The organism is Ruegeria sp. AD11(2025) (assembly GCF_056542405.1).
Genome location: NZ_JBQFZU010000006.1, coordinates 14,901 through 28,686, shown reverse-complemented (window position 1 = coordinate 28,686; position 13,786 = coordinate 14,901). Strand labels below are relative to the sequence as shown.

Sequence of the window (13,786 nt, the reverse complement as noted above, 5' to 3'; positions counted from 1 at the left end):
TTATTTAGGGTCTTTCAGCCAGTCTGTTTCAAATTCTACGTCATCCAGCCCGGCAAACCGGCGGACCCGGTCCAGTTCCGATTGCAGCCGCCGAGTACGGGCATCCGACCAGCGCACGGATCGTTCCGGCCACAGTGCGCTGACTTGCAGAATACCCCGGTCACGCTGCGCCTTCATATCGATGCGGCCGATCATCCGGTCGCCCTCCAGCAGAGGGAAGACATAATACCCGTAGGTCCGCTTGGCGGCAGGGACGAAGACCTCGATCCGATAGCGGAAGCCGAACAGCCGTTCGGCCCGGTTGCGGTCGCGCAGCATGGGGTCGAACGGGCTGAGAACCCGGATACGGCCCGGTGATGCGGGCAGGTCAGTCTCGGTCAGCCCTGGTCGGGCCAGCAGTTTCCGCACCTGCCCGTTGGCGCAGGTCACTTCGATTTCCTCTAAATCCCTGCGTGTTAGAGCCTGTTGGCACCAAGTTTTCGCCTCGGACACGCTGACCGTGTCCCAAAACGCCGCCAGCTCTCCGGACGTGGCAAAGCCCAGCCGGTCCAGCGCGGCATTGCACAGCCAGTCCGCGGTTGCCTCGGCATCGCAGTGCATGTTGCCCGGGCACAGATGCGTGTCGATCACCCGTTCCGTCAGGTCATAGCGTTTCTGAAACCCGTTGCGGCCAATCACCGTCAGGGCCCCCGACCGCCACAGAAACTCCAGCGCAGTTTTCGAGGGGTGCCAGTCCCACCAACCGCCCGATCCTTTCTTTTCGTCTTTACCCACATCGGAGGACGATACCGGCCCGTGGTCGCGGATATGTTGCAGGACAGTGGCAAATTGCTGTTCAAACCCGTCGCGACGCCAGTTCTTCCAGCGAGATTTCAGCAGATCGGCATCCCGTTGAAACCGCAGGTGCCAGTGCGGATAGAACTCCATCGGAATGACTGCTGCGTCATGGGTCCAGTGTTCGAACAATGCCTTGTCGCGCTCATATAGACGTTTGAGGTTTTTCGCGCGGTAAGAAGACCGCCGCGAAAACAGGATCATGTCATGGGCGCGGGCGACGGTGTTGATGCTGTCCAGCTGCACAAAACCCAGCCGGTGTATCAGGTCCAGCAGGTCCGCACCCTTGGCCCCACCCGAAGGCTGTTCGGCCAGCGCGTGACGGTCCATAAACAGAGCACGAGCCGCCTTGTTGTCCAGCCGTGGCAACGCCATGGCATTAGCGCCGTTTCAGAGTGTCACCAAAGCTGATCTTGGGGGTCAGGGTCACACGGGTGTCGATCTCGGCTTCCGGATCGGCCAATTGCCGGGCGATGATCTCAGCCGCCTTCCGTCCAATCTCCAACCGGCAGGCATCCATCGTGGCCAGCTTGCGCGGCAGGCCTTGCAGCAGCTCGACATTGTTGAACCCGGCCAGGCCGATCTGCCCCGGTATGTCGATGCCCTGTTCCAGCAGGTACAACAGTCCGCCCGCGCCAATCATGTCGTTGGAATAATAAAGGAAATCCAGATCCGGAGAGCGATCCAGCATGGCCTGTGTCATCTCACGCCCTTTGGCAAGGGCCGAACCTCCGGAATAGAACTCGCGATCCTCGATCTCGACACCGTTCTTGCCGAGAACTTCGGTGAAGCCTTCAAAACGTTTCCGCGCGCGGTGGTCCAGCGGCATCTTGGTGCCCATGAAACCGATATGTTCGTAACCCGCTTTCAGAATCGCCTCAGCCATTTCGCGCCCGGCCCGGCGGTGCGAGATGCCAACCATTGCGTCCACCGGTTTGCCATCGGTATCCATGATTTCAACCACCGGAATACCTGCCGAATCCAGCATGGCACGGGCGGCCTCGGTATGCTCCAGCCCTGCGATTATCACCCCCGAAGGCCGCCACGAGAGCATCTCGTACAGGACCTTTTCTTCCTTTTCGGGCAAATAGTCGGTGACGCCGACCACGGGCTGCAATTCGGTATCTTCCAGCACCTGATTGATGCCGGTCAAAACCTCGGGGAAGACCATGTTTGACAGTGACGGGATGATCACCGCGACCAGATTCACCCGGCTTGAGGCCAGCGCGCCTGCGATCTTGTTGGGTACGTATCCAAGCTCTTTCGCGGCGGCCAGAACGCGTGTGCGGGTGGCGTCGGACACGTCGCCCCGGTTTCTCAGAACCCGGCTGACCGTCATCTCTGACACTCCAGACGCTTCCGAGACATCACGAAGGGTAAGCGGGCGTTTTGTTTCTGTGGTCACGGAGGGCACCTGCACTGTTGTTTTGCCTGATGGTAGCGTGAACAGGACGCGTTTTACAACTGTTGTGCAAAACTCATGACAACCGAAAAAAACCGCGTTACAGAGGGCCTTGCGCGGCCCCGTGGCTCAACTGGATAGAGCAGCCCCCTCCTAAGGGGCAGGTTGCAGGTTCGAATCCTGCCGGGGTCGCCAGTTTCAGGCTGTTTCGTTCTGCAGGCGAATGGTGCTCCAGACGCAATCGTGGTCCGACAAGGGGGTGCCTGAGGCGGAAATAGAGGTCAGAAGCCCGCTTTCGACAGGTGCGAATCCGCGACCTGCCAGCCAGTCCAGTTTCATTTTGCGGTTCGGGTGCGGGGTGATCAGGCTTGGCCGCGTCGTGTGCCCCGGCGGGGTGAAAGCCCAGGAATAGCCGTGACCCTCGGCCAGATCGAACAGGGTTTCCTGCCGCCAGTCGAAATCGGGCGGAAGGTGGTTGCCGGTGTTCAGGTCTCCGCCGATGAGAACCGGGAGACCGGGTGCAAAAGCATCCACGGTTTGCAGCAACCGTTCAAACTGAGCATGCCGGTGCGCCGTGTCCGCGTTGCTTTCCAGGTGTGTCGAGACCACGCAGACAGGGCCGCTGGCACCGGGGATCACTGCGGCGATGGCCATTCGACCGCCGACACGGGGTTGATCGGGGTCGACCGCGCCGGCCTCGGGCGTGAACCAGTGGCCGTGATCGTCCAGACGGATCAGGGCAGTGCGTTCAAACGGGACCGAAGACAGGATCGCGTTGCCGTGCCAGCCCCATTCGTTGAACGCATCGGTGCAGAAGGATCGTTCGGTCGGGCCGCCCAGGTCGAGCTCGTGAAATTCGACCCCGAAGGCGTAGACCATGCCCAGTGCGCGCGCCATCTCTTCGGTAGTGTGGCGCTGCGCGGTGCGGGCCATGCCGTAATCAACCTCAGACAACAGAACAACGTCCGGAATGATCGGTTTCAGGTGGGCGGCGGTGTCTTCGGGGAACAGACAGCGTTCCACATTCCAGGCGGCCACGGTGAATTGCGCGGGTAACTGCGTAGCCGAAGCGTCACCCCCTACCTGCAGAGCGTTCATGGCGGGCAGGCCGGACAACAGGCCCCGGTGAGCCTCAGACGTGCGTGGCGCGTCCAGAATTTCCTGACGCTGATCCGGAGTCACAGCGGGAAGAACCTTCAATATTTCAGTAATCAAAGGACTTTTCCCGTTTCCACATCGAACAGCCTAAGAGCGTCTGGCTTGAGGGTGACGCGGATCTCACCGGTTTGAACTTCGTGGTCCTTGCCGACCATCACAGTAAAGGGCTGATCCGCGATCGCGCCGTGCAAAAGGCGGTGGGCGCCCAGTTCTTCAAGAATGTCGACACGGAACGTGACGGAACCCTGATCGTCCAGTTCTACATCCTCGGGTCGGATGCCCATTGTGACGGGGCCGACATAGGCGGCGGGGGCGGGCATCAGCCCGTCATACCCGTTGATCCGGACCTGCTGTTCAGCCACCTCAGCCTCGATCAGATTCATCGGTGGTGCGCCCATGAAGGATGCAACAAAGGTCGAGGCCGGGTTGTGATAGATTTCATACGGGGTGCCGATCTGTTCGATCTGACCTGCATTCAGAACGATGATGCGATCCGCCATCGTCATCGCCTCGACCTGATCGTGGGTCACGTAGACCGCAGTGGTGCCAAGGCGGCGCTGCAGGGCCTTGATCTCGATCCGCATTTGGTTGCGCAGCTTGGCGTCGAGGTTCGACAGCGGTTCATCAAACAGGAACAATGCCGGATCGCGGACCACCGCGCGCCCCATGGCAACGCGCTGACGCTGACCGCCGGACAGTTGTGCTGGCTTGCGGTCCAGGTACTCGGTCAGGTTCAGCATCTTGGCGGCGTCTTCCACCTTGGCCGCGATCTCCGCGGCCGGTGTGCCGCGGTTCTTCAGCCCATAGCCGATATTCTTGCGCACCGTCATATGCGGGTACAGAGCATAGTTCTGGAACACCATTGCAATGTCCCGATCCGCCGGGTCCACATCGTTGACCACCCGGTCGCCGATTTTCAGAGTACCTTCGGTGATATCCTCGAGCCCTGCGATCATCCGCAACAGGGTGGATTTACCGCAGCCCGAGGGGCCGACCAGAACGACGAACTCGCCATCGTGAATGGTGAAGCTGGTGCTTTCTACCGCCTTAAAGCCGTTGGGATAAACCTTGCGGATGCCCTCTAAAGAAACCTGAGCCATGCGCGTATTCCTTATTTGTCGGATTCTGTGAGGCCCTTGACGAACCAGTTCTGGAAAAAGATGACGATGGCCACAGGCGGGATCATCGCCACGATGGCCAGCGCCAAAGCCTGCCCATGTTCGGGGATCTGGCTGTCAGTATAGGACAGTACGATCTGCTTGATGCCCCGGACCAGGGTGAAGAAGCTTTCATCGGTGGTGATCAGGGTCGGCCACAGATACTGGTTCCAGCCAAAGACGAACATGATGATGAAGATCGCCGCGATCATCGTCCGGCTGAGGGGCACGAGGATGTCGATGAAGAACTTCCACGGGCCTGCACCGTCGATGCGGGCGGCCTCGGCCAGTTCCTCAGGCACGGACATGAAGAATTGACGGAAGAAGAAGGTGCCGGTCGCCGAAGCGATCAGTGGCACGATCAGGCCGGTATAGGTGTTGGTCAGGCCCAGCTTCTGAATCGCTTCGTAGGACGGCAGGATACGCACCTCGAGCGGCAGCAGCAGAGTGGTAAAGATCATCCAGAAGGCTAGCGTGGCAAAGCGGAGGCGGAAATAGACGATCGCATAGGCGGCCATCATCGAGATGATGATCTTGCCCACCGCAAAACCGATGCCCAGAATGAACGAATTCATCAGCATCAATGTGCCGTCGACCGTCTGGGTGAAGCCGCCCTTTTCAAGCATGGCAGCGTGGAAATTCTTGCCCAGATCGTCGCCCAGCGTCAGTTGCAACCCTTCGCGGTGGATCGTCACCGCATCGTGGCTGGCTGTGGTCAGCGCCAGCAACGGCGGCAGGATCATCAGCAGGGAGCCGAGGATCAGGACGACGTGATCTCCGACTGTTTCCCAGCGAATGCGGCGGGGGCGGGTCTCGGCGGTTGTTTCAAGCGTTGTGTCAGCCATGACAAGCCCCCTCAGGTATAGTGAATCCGGCGTTCAACCAGCCGGAACTGAAAGACGGTCAGGATCAGTACCAGAACCATCAGGACAACGGATTGCGCCGAGGAACCGCCAAGGTCATTACCCCGGAACCCGTCCAGATAGACCTTGTAGACCAACGTCATCGGGTTGTTGCCGGGTTCGCCCTTCATCAGCGCGTCGATGATGCCGAATGTGTCAAACAGCGCATAGGTGATGTTGATGATCAACAGGAAGAATGCGGTCGGCGCCAGCAGGGGGAAGGTGACTTGCCAGAACCGTCCAGTGGCCGAGCGGTTGTCGATCATCGCCGCCTCGCGCACGGAACGCGGGATGGATTGCAGGCCCGACAGGAAAAAGATGAAGTTCACCGGAATCTGCTTCCAGACCGACACGATGATCATTGCGGTCGCGGTGGCGTTGTAATCGACGCCCAGTTTGAAATCCCAGCCGAACATCTGGAAGAACTTGGTCATCGGGCCGGTGCTCTGGTCGAAAAACAGGATGCCAAGGAAGCCCGCGACCGGCGGCGCAATGGCGTAGACCCACATCAGCAGCGTCCGATAGGTCTTGGCCCCGCGCAGCACTTTGTCGGCCTTCACCGCCAGCAACAGCGCGATGGCCAGCGAGAAAAAGGTGACCAGGACAGAAAAGACAACGGTGAACCATGCGATGCGCTTGTACTGATCATTGCCCATAAGCGAGGTGTAGTTGTCTGCCCCGACAAAGGTCGATCCGAACCCGAACGGGTCCTGCAGAAAGAACGATGATTGCAGCGCCCAGCCCGCAGGCCAGTAGAAGAAGATGCCGATGATCATCAATTGTGGCAGCAGCAGCGCCACAGGTAGCCAGATATTGTCGAAGCCCGCGCGTTTCATGACCCGTCCGTTCAGAATAGAAGGGATGGCCGCGCCGAGAAGACGCGACCACCCTGGGGGTGATCCCGGAGCTTAACCCTGGGTCTTGGCGAAGCGGGCCAGCAGTTCGTTGGCTTCCTCTTCGATGGTTTTGAAAGCGGTTTCCACGTCGGTTTCACCAGTCAGGATACGGCCATATTCGCGGTTCATGATGTCGCGGATCTGGACGTAGAAGCCCATGCGGTATCCCTTGGTGTTCTCGCCAGCTTTGTCCTGCAGCTGGTTCACACCAACTTCGGCGGCCGGGAAACGGTCATAGTGGCCTTCTGTTTTGGCAAGCTCATAGGCGGCCTCGGTGATCGGTACGTAACCGGTTTCCTGATGCCAGAAGTATTGGGTTTCGGGCGCGGTGAGGAAGCGGAAGAATTCGGCCGTCGCCTTGTTTTCCTCGTCCGATTTGCCCGACATCGCGAACAGGGCAGCACCACCAATGAAGGTTTGGGTCGGCTCAGCGGTCACGGCTTCCCAATAGGGCAGCTCAACTGCGCTGAATTCGAAGCCAAGGTCTTTCTGCAGCAGACCGCCAAACGAACCCGACGAGCCCAGCCACATGGCAACTTTGCCTTCTTCGAACGGCTTGGCGTTGTCACCCCAACCGGTGCCGTACCATTCGAACAGGCCGTTGTCTTTCCACTCGTTCACGGCAGTGAAATGTGCCTTGATCGCATCGTTATTGACCAGAATCTGTGTGTCGGTACCGTCATAGCCGTTGTTGTTGGTTGCAAACGGCAGGTCATGACGCGACATGAAGTTCTCGGTAAAGATCCACGGCAGGTGTGACTGGCTGAGCGCAATGTAACCCGCTTCTTTCAGTGCCGGAGCGGTGGCCGATTGGAACTCTTCCCAGGTTTTCGGCGGCGTCACGCCTGCAGCTTCCAGCGCGTCGACGTTGTAATACAAAATCGGCGTCGAAGAGTTGAAAGGCATGCCGATCATCTTGCCATCGCTGTCGGCGTAGAAGTAGCGAACACCAGCGATGTAGTCGTTGATATCAAAATCAACGCCGTTATCGGCCAGCAGGTCCTGAACCGGAACGGTCGCGCCTTTGGCGGCGATCACGGTGGCAGCACCGGCGTCGAAAACCTGCATGATGTTTGGCTGTTCTCCGGCGCGGAAGGCCGCAATACCTGCGGTCAGCGTCTCTTCGTAGCTGCCTTTGTAGATCGGAGTGATTTTGTATTCGTCCTGTGAAGCATTGAACTTCTCGGCAACCTTGTTGACGGTTTCCCCCAACTGTCCGCCATGGGCGTGCCACCAGGTGATTTCGGTTTCTGCAAAGGCCGCAGTCGCGGTGAACGCGAGTGCTGCGGCTGTTGCGCAAAACTTCAGGTTGGTCATTTCGATCCTCCGGTTCGATTTCGGCCCCTTGCAGCAAAGAGACCGGTGGCAACAGATGCCAGGTTGTTGCGCAGGCTCTCCTGCAGCGTTGTTCAACGTGCAGCCCTCCGACCTGCATGGCGAGCCGTGTCTGGATTCTGCACACGTGCTCACATAATGTTAACGTATGACAGTTCGATGAAAGATTTCTAGCAATATTGACAAATTAATCCAAAAAAGAGGACAGATTTGGCGTGACAGACGACAGCAGCAAATCCGCCGAAAGGCCCCGCCGCGTGACGGCGCAAGCCGTCGCCGACGCGGCTGGAGTGTCGCGTTCCGCCGTCTCACGCGCCTTTACGCCGGGCGCTTATCTTGATGTAAACAAAAGAAAAAAAATCCATAAGATAGCCGCGCGCATGGGTTATCAGCCCAACGCTTTGGCGGCAGGGTTAAAGGGGGGGCGGTCGCATCTGGTGGCAGTTTTTGTCGGCAACATGCGCAGTACGTACGATTCCGAATTCGTGAACCGTTTGGTGGGTCGGCTGAACGCATTGAACAAGTGGCCGATTCTGATTGATGGCGGTGATGACCGCGCCGAAGCAGCAATTGACCAGGTGATGCGATACCCGCTGGACGCCCTGATTCTGCGCGGCGGTAGTATGCCCGGACCGCTGGTCGAGCAGTGCAGCAAGTTCGGCGTCCCCATGATCTCATCCGGCCGTATCGTGGATGCGCCGGGGGTCGATAACGTGTGCTGTCGAAACGCCGAGGGTACGCGGATCGCGACGCAAACACTTATTGATCGCGGACGCACACGCTTCGGGTACATCGCAGGCGCGACTTGCTTTGCTTCGTCCGCTGACCGCCGGGCGGGTATTTTGGCTGTCCTTGAAAAGGTTGGGTTATCCCTGATCGCGGAAGAGACCGGGGAATTTACCGTCGAGGCCGGGTACAAAGCGTCGATGAAACTGCTGCGGGATCACCGCCTGGATGCGCTGGTCTGTGCCAATGATGCCAGCGCAATCGGCGCGCTGACCGCGGCGCGGGAAATCGGGCTGGATGTACCCGGTGCGCTGTCGATTGTAGGCTTCGACGATATCGAAATGGCCCGATGGCCCACCTTCAATCTGAGCACCGTGAACAACCCCATCGACCAGTCGGTCGAGCACGTGATCCACTTGCTTGAACGCCGGCTATCCGAGCCCGGCAAGGCGAGCGAAACCCTTCTGATCGATCCCTATTTCGTGCCGCGCGGGACCCACTGATCACTTGCGGTGCTCGCGTTAAGGTTTGAGTTTCTTGGTGCTCAGCCTGTTGAAATCGGAAGGTTCGGGGAACCGGGCACGCGTGCGGTTGGCGAACGCCACCAGTGATAGCATCACCGGCACTTCGACCAGAACGCCCACCACGGTGGCCAAGGCGGCGCCCGAGTTCAATCCGAACAGGCTGATGGCGACCGCGACCGCCAGCTCAAAGAAGTTGGACGTGCCGATCATGGCGCAAGGGGCGGCAATACGATGGGGGATTTTCAATGCATAGGCCGCTGCATAGGCCAGGGCGAAAATCCCATAGCTCTGAATCAGGATCGGTACGGCGATCAGGACAATCACCAGCGGTTTCGCCAGAATGGTCTGCCCCTGCAGGCCGAACAGGATAACAACGGTGGCAATCAGGCCCAGCACCGACCACGGTTTCACCCTGGCCGAAAACGCGTCCATGGCGTCTTGCGAGCCCAGTTTCCACCGCGTGATCAACCCCGCGATCAGGGGCAGCACGACATAAAGCACGGTCGCCAGCACCAAAGTCTGCCACGGGACCGCGATATCAGTGACCCCCAGCAGAAATGCGACGATGGGTGCAAAGGCCACGACCATGATCAGATCGTTGACCGAGACCTGCACCAGCGTGTAGGTCGCATCCCCCTTGGTCAGTTGCGACCAGACAAACACCATCGCGGTGCAGGGGGCCGCGCCCAGCAGGATCAGACCGGCTATGTATTGCGCTGCATCTTCGGGGTGAATCCACGGTGCGAAGACATAGTCGAAGAACAACACCGCCAGCAGCGCCATGGTGAAGGGCTTGATCAACCAGTTGACCACCAGTGTCACGATCAACCCTTTCGGTTGGCGTGCCACGCCCGCAACCGCGCCGAAATCGACGCTGACCATCATCGGATAGACCATGGCCCAGATCAGCAGAGCTACCACCAGATTTACACTGGACACCTCGGCCGAGGCAATCAACCCGACCAGACCCGGTGCGGCCAGACCGATCAGTACGCCCCCAACCATGGCAAGGGCGACCCAGACGGTCAGGTAGCGTTCGAAAATGCTCATGAGTAGGCCTCGGTGGTCTGATCGGTCAGTTTGCCCGACGTCAGCGCCGCCAGCGCGACCATCACGGTGGCGGTGCCCAGAACCAATGCCAGCCCGCCGATCTGATAGGTCAGTCCGGACAGCACGGTGCCCACAAGGCGACCCGTCGCATTGGCCATGTAATAGAAGCCCACATCCATTGTCACCCGTTCGGATTTAGTAAACGCCAGGATCAGGTAAGAATGCAGCGAAGAGTTGACCGCAAAGATTGCCCCGAACACCAGCAGGCCCATAACCAGCGTGACGGTCAGCCATGTCTGCGGACCCGAGGACACCAGCACTGCAACCGTCAGCGCTGCCGGAACACAGAATAGGGCAGTGGCCCAGCTGCGGGCGGCGAAGATCAGGTCGCCTTCGCTGCGCTCCGACGCACGCAGGATCTTGGGTGCGCTGGCTTGAACGGCTCCGTAGAGGATAACCCAGACGGCCATGAAAGTGCCGATCATAAAAAACGCAGCGCGGTTGCCTTCTTCGGTGCCGTCGGACAGGACCGCATAGAAATAGATCGGGATGCCGACCACAAACCACACGTCCCGCGCGCCGAACAGAAACACCCGCGCTGCCGACAGCCAGTTCACATTTGACGATTTCGAGAAAACCTCGGAGAATTTCGCTCCCTTGCGCCCCTTGGGCAGGCCGGGTGGCATCAACAGGATCACAGCAACCAGAATGATCGCCAGCACGATCGCCATAGCCAGCGTGGCCCAGACAAAACCCAGCGTCGCCAGCAAAGCGGCCCCCAGCAGGAAGCCCAAGCCTTTGACGGCGTTTTTCGAGCCGGTCAAAACAGCGACCCAGCGGAACAGCCCGCTGCCTTCGGTCGGCGCCAGCAGTTTCACGGCGGATTTCGAGGACATCTTGGCCAGATCCTTGGCAACCCCACTGGCCCCCTGCACGATCATCACAAAGGCAACTTTGGCCGGAATCGCCCAGTTAGGGTCTAGTTGGGTTAGAACAAGCAGCGCCCCCACCTGCAAAGCCAACCCAGCATACAGCGTCGAAGTCAGGCCGAACCGCGCCGCGATCCAGCCCGCCACAAGGTTCGTCCCCATCCCGGCGATTTCATAGAGTACAAACAGATATGCCAACTGAACCGGCGAGAAACCCATCGTATGAAAGTGCAGCAGCACCAGCATCCGCAGCGCCCCGTCGGTCAGCATAAAGGCCCAATAGGCCGCCGTGACCGCAAAATAGGCCGACAGTCCTTCGGGCCGGGATGTCACAGCAAGGCTCCAACCTTGAGCGCGACATCGACCAGACGGTGCGCATATCCCATCTCGTTGTCATACCACGCATAGATTTTCACCTGCGTCCCGTCCACCACCATGGTTGAGGGCGCATCGACGATCGAAGACCGCTCGTCATTGGTGTAATCGGTCGAGACCAGCGGGCGCGTTTCATATCCCAGAATGCCTTTCAACTCGCCCTCGGCTGCGGCTTTGAAGAAGGCGTTGACCTCTTTGACGGTGGTTTCGCGCTCCACCTCGAAAACGCAGTCGGTCAACGAGGCGTTCAGCAGAGGCACTCGTACCGCGTGGCCGTTCAACCGTCCCTTCAGTTCCGGATAGATCAGCGTGATCGCGGTGGCCGAGCCGGTGGTGGTCGGGATCAGCGAATTCAGCGCCGAACGCGCGCGGCGCAGGTCCTTGGCCGGGCGGTCCACGATGGTTTGCGTGTTGGTCACGTCATGGATCGTGGTCATCGAGCCGTGGCGGATGCCTAGGTTTTCGTGGATCACCTTGACCACAGGGGCCAGACAGTTGGTGGTGCAAGACGCTGCCGTCACGATGTGATGCGTGGCCGGGTCATAGGTGTCTTCGTTGACGCCCATGACGATATTGGCGGTGGGACCGTCCTTGACCGGAGCCGAGACGACAACCTTTTTCACACCTGCTGTGAAATAGGGGGCTAGCTTGGCCTCGGTCTTGAAGACACCGGTGCAGTCGATCACCACGTCCACACCATCCAGTGGCAGATCGTTCAGACTCTTGGTGCCGATAAAAGGCAGGCGGGTGCCGTTGATGGTGACGCTGTCCGCGTCGTGCGAGAACTCCGCGTCCCAGCGCCCGTGTACCGTGTCGAACTCCAGCAGGTGCGCGTGCATCTCGGGGTCGCCGACCCCGTCATTGGTCCAGGCGATCTTTGCGCCCTTTTCCAGCAACGGCTTCAGGACCAGTTTTCCCATCCGGCCCAGGCCGTTTACAGCGTAAGTCGTCATTTCGTGTCCTCAAGTGACGTTCTGCCGATGTCATCGACAGCAGTTTGCAATGCGATCCTGTCCAGGCTTTCGACCGGCAAAGAGGTAAAGGCCTCGATCCGGCGCTTCAGCGCGCCATAGGCATTCTGGAAAGCCAGGCTTTTTTCCGCATCGGTACCGGTGGCTTTGACCGGGTCCACCATGCCCCAATGGCCGCTGATCGGCTGGCCTTCCCAGGCCGGACATTCTTCGTTGGCGGCCTGGTTGCAGACGGTAAAGACAAAATCCATTTCGGGCGCGCCCGGTGCGGCGAACTCGGACATATGCTTGGAACGCAGGACCGAGGTATCGTGCCCCTTGTCGCTCAGCACCTGAACAGCAATTGGATTAAGCTCGGTCGCTGGCTGGGTTCCAGCGGAATATACATTGAACCGATCGCCGCCCAATTCGCGCAGCAGCGATTCGGCAAAGATCGAGCGGGCAGAGTTACCCACGCACAGAAACAGTACATTGAACTTGCGGTCCGTCATGGTGTCACTTCCTTGGCTGAAAGGCATGCAGATATCAGGGCGGCCACGGCAGCAATCGAGGACCAGAAAATCCAGCATATGCTGCACGTTCTTCATATCGACCGAATAGAGCAGAGAGGTTCCCGACCGTTCCTGCGTCACCAACCCCGAGCGTTGCAACGCGTTCAGGTAGTTCGACAGGGTGCTGGCCTTGATATCCAGCTCTGCCGCCAGCTCTCCGGCGGGCACAGTGTCAGGAAAACGTCGCATCAACATGCGAAACACCGAGATGCGCTGCGGGTGCCCGAGGATGGCAAGTTGGTCAGTTACTTGTTCTATCATATTTCATGAAATATAGAAATAATGATGACACGACAATCCGGGAAATGCGCCGTTACAGAAATTTCACAGTCAGAACTTGCAGGCGTCGTGGCTCGGGTCAAAAGATCTGGTTGCGTTGGCGGTGTGATACTGTGAATCGCTGCTGGAAAAATCACAAAGATCAAGACTTGCGCGCGCTACCCCGACCGTTTAAACGGACCATCGCTTGCCTCAATAGCTCAGCTGGTAGAGCAGGTCCTTCGTAAGTAGCGGGTCCATCCGCAATTGACGTTTGAAGCCAGCAGGTTAGATAAGGCGCAAAGTAACTAGTAGGGCCATAGTAGGGCCGCGGAAAAAGAAGGATGCCGCTGTAGCTCAGCTGGTAGAGCACGTCATTCGTAATGATGGGGTCGTAGGTTCGAGTCCTATCAGCGGCACCACCCTTCTTCGACAGCACACCGATTTTAGCACTGGAATCAACACCTTCGGCAAGCCCGCAAGGTGACGTTTGCGCTTTCGATTTTCAGACATCCGGGCTAGGCTGCGTTCAGGATTGGTAAAATTCCAATCTCGGGGTGTCGTAACCCCTCCGTCAGCGGTCGGTGCAGACCGTGATGCACCTCCTCGAACCCTATGGTCGGGGAGGCACTGGCGTATGTCCAGGGCTCCGGCCTAAAGGCCAGCGCAGTCGTCTGACGGCGGCTTACGAACTCCCCGGCTGCCAGAGGAAACTCTG

At 59.0% G+C, this 13,786-nt stretch carries 12 protein-coding genes and 2 tRNA genes; 3 read left to right on the top strand and 11 right to left on the bottom strand.

Going from position 1 to position 13,786, the window contains the following annotated elements:
• Positions 1-1,209: a winged helix-turn-helix domain-containing protein gene (locus ACR1XY_RS07630; RefSeq protein ID WP_480591718.1), complete on the bottom strand. Its 1,209-nt coding sequence runs from the start codon at positions 1,207-1,209 to the stop codon at positions 1-3.
• A gap of 4 nt (positions 1,210-1,213) precedes the next feature.
• Entirely contained in the window at positions 1,214-2,239 is a 1,026-nt protein-coding gene (locus ACR1XY_RS07625; RefSeq protein ID WP_480591713.1) for a LacI family DNA-binding transcriptional regulator, read from the bottom strand.
• A 115-nt stretch (positions 2,240-2,354) separates the two neighbouring features.
• Between ACR1XY_RS07625 and ACR1XY_RS07620 the strand changes: the two genes are divergently transcribed.
• Positions 2,355-2,431 (top strand) — tRNA-Arg (locus ACR1XY_RS07620).
• A gap of 3 nt (positions 2,432-2,434) precedes the next feature.
• Here the strand turns inward: ACR1XY_RS07620 and ACR1XY_RS07615 are convergent.
• The 5 genes from ACR1XY_RS07615 to ACR1XY_RS07595 form a co-directional block, all read right to left on the bottom strand.
• Positions 2,435-3,451, bottom strand: coding sequence for an endonuclease/exonuclease/phosphatase family protein (locus ACR1XY_RS07615; RefSeq protein ID WP_480591706.1), 1,017 nt, complete (start codon positions 3,449-3,451; stop codon positions 2,435-2,437).
• Entirely contained in the window at positions 3,448-4,494 is a 1,047-nt protein-coding gene (locus ACR1XY_RS07610) for an ABC transporter ATP-binding protein (protein ID WP_480591703.1), read from the bottom strand. The genes ACR1XY_RS07615 and ACR1XY_RS07610 overlap by 4 nt, the downstream gene beginning before the upstream one ends.
• Before the next feature lie 11 nt (positions 4,495-4,505).
• Positions 4,506-5,396, bottom strand: coding sequence for a sn-glycerol-3-phosphate ABC transporter permease UgpE (gene ugpE, locus ACR1XY_RS07605; protein ID WP_480591700.1), 891 nt, complete (start codon positions 5,394-5,396; stop codon positions 4,506-4,508).
• Between the two features lie 11 nt (positions 5,397-5,407).
• A complete protein-coding gene (locus tag ACR1XY_RS07600; protein WP_480591696.1) occupies positions 5,408-6,289 on the bottom strand; it encodes an ABC transporter permease subunit in 882 nt (293 codons plus the stop codon).
• A gap of 72 nt (positions 6,290-6,361) precedes the next feature.
• A complete protein-coding gene (locus ACR1XY_RS07595) occupies positions 6,362-7,666 on the bottom strand; it encodes an extracellular solute-binding protein (protein ID WP_480591693.1) in 1,305 nt (434 codons plus the stop codon).
• A 233-nt stretch (positions 7,667-7,899) separates the two neighbouring features.
• On the opposite strand from ACR1XY_RS07595, the gene ACR1XY_RS07590 reads away from it, so the two are divergent.
• Positions 7,900-8,913, top strand: coding sequence for a LacI family DNA-binding transcriptional regulator (locus tag ACR1XY_RS07590; RefSeq protein WP_480591691.1), 1,014 nt, complete (start codon positions 7,900-7,902; stop codon positions 8,911-8,913).
• Between the two features lie 18 nt (positions 8,914-8,931).
• Here the strand turns inward: ACR1XY_RS07590 and arsB are convergent, their stop codons facing one another.
• The 4 genes from arsB to ACR1XY_RS07570 are packed head-to-tail and all read right to left on the bottom strand — an operon-like array spanning position 8,932 to position 13,071.
• On the bottom strand, positions 8,932-9,984 hold the full coding sequence (gene arsB, locus ACR1XY_RS07585) for an ACR3 family arsenite efflux transporter (RefSeq protein ID WP_480591688.1): 1,053 nt from the start codon (positions 9,982-9,984) through the stop codon (positions 8,932-8,934).
• Positions 9,981-11,246 carry an organoarsenical effux MFS transporter ArsJ gene (gene arsJ / locus ACR1XY_RS07580; protein ID WP_480591685.1) on the bottom strand — a complete coding sequence of 422 codons (1,266 nt, stop codon included), beginning with the start codon at positions 11,244-11,246 and terminating at the stop codon, positions 9,981-9,983. Before arsJ ends, arsB begins: the two co-directional genes overlap by 4 nt.
• On the bottom strand, positions 11,243-12,241 hold the full coding sequence (locus tag ACR1XY_RS07575) for an ArsJ-associated glyceraldehyde-3-phosphate dehydrogenase (RefSeq protein WP_480591679.1): 999 nt from the start codon (positions 12,239-12,241) through the stop codon (positions 11,243-11,245). The genes arsJ and ACR1XY_RS07575 overlap by 4 nt, the downstream gene beginning before the upstream one ends.
• Complete coding sequence (locus ACR1XY_RS07570) at positions 12,238-13,071, bottom strand: arsenate reductase/protein-tyrosine-phosphatase family protein (RefSeq protein WP_480591675.1); 834 nt, start codon at positions 13,069-13,071, stop codon at positions 12,238-12,240. The genes ACR1XY_RS07575 and ACR1XY_RS07570 overlap by 4 nt, the downstream gene beginning before the upstream one ends.
• A gap of 343 nt (positions 13,072-13,414) precedes the next feature.
• On the opposite strand from ACR1XY_RS07570, the gene ACR1XY_RS07565 reads away from it, so the two are divergent.
• A tRNA-Thr gene (locus tag ACR1XY_RS07565) sits at positions 13,415-13,490 on the top strand.
• Positions 13,491-13,786: the final 296 nt, after the last annotated feature.

Excerpts from the sequence above, each read along its gene's own strand:
- ACR1XY_RS07630 (WP_480591718.1), bottom strand. The coding sequence starts at position 1,209 with ATGGCGTTGCCACGGCTGGACAACAAGGCGGCTCGTGCTCTGTTTATG.
- ACR1XY_RS07610 (WP_480591703.1), bottom strand. The coding sequence starts at position 4,494 with ATGGCTCAGGTTTCTTTAGAGGGCATCCGCAAGGTTTATCCCAACGGC.
- ugpE (WP_480591700.1), bottom strand. The coding sequence starts at position 5,396 with ATGGCTGACACAACGCTTGAAACAACCGCCGAGACCCGCCCCCGCCGC.
- ACR1XY_RS07600 (WP_480591696.1), bottom strand. The coding sequence starts at position 6,289 with ATGAAACGCGCGGGCTTCGACAATATCTGGCTACCTGTGGCGCTGCTG.
- ACR1XY_RS07595 (WP_480591693.1), bottom strand. The coding sequence starts at position 7,666 with ATGACCAACCTGAAGTTTTGCGCAACAGCCGCAGCACTCGCGTTCACC.
- arsB (WP_480591688.1), bottom strand. The coding sequence starts at position 9,984 with ATGAGCATTTTCGAACGCTACCTGACCGTCTGGGTCGCCCTTGCCATG.
- ACR1XY_RS07575 (WP_480591679.1), bottom strand. The coding sequence starts at position 12,241 with ATGACGACTTACGCTGTAAACGGCCTGGGCCGGATGGGAAAACTGGTC.
- ACR1XY_RS07570 (WP_480591675.1), bottom strand. The coding sequence starts at position 13,071 with ATGATAGAACAAGTAACTGACCAACTTGCCATCCTCGGGCACCCGCAG.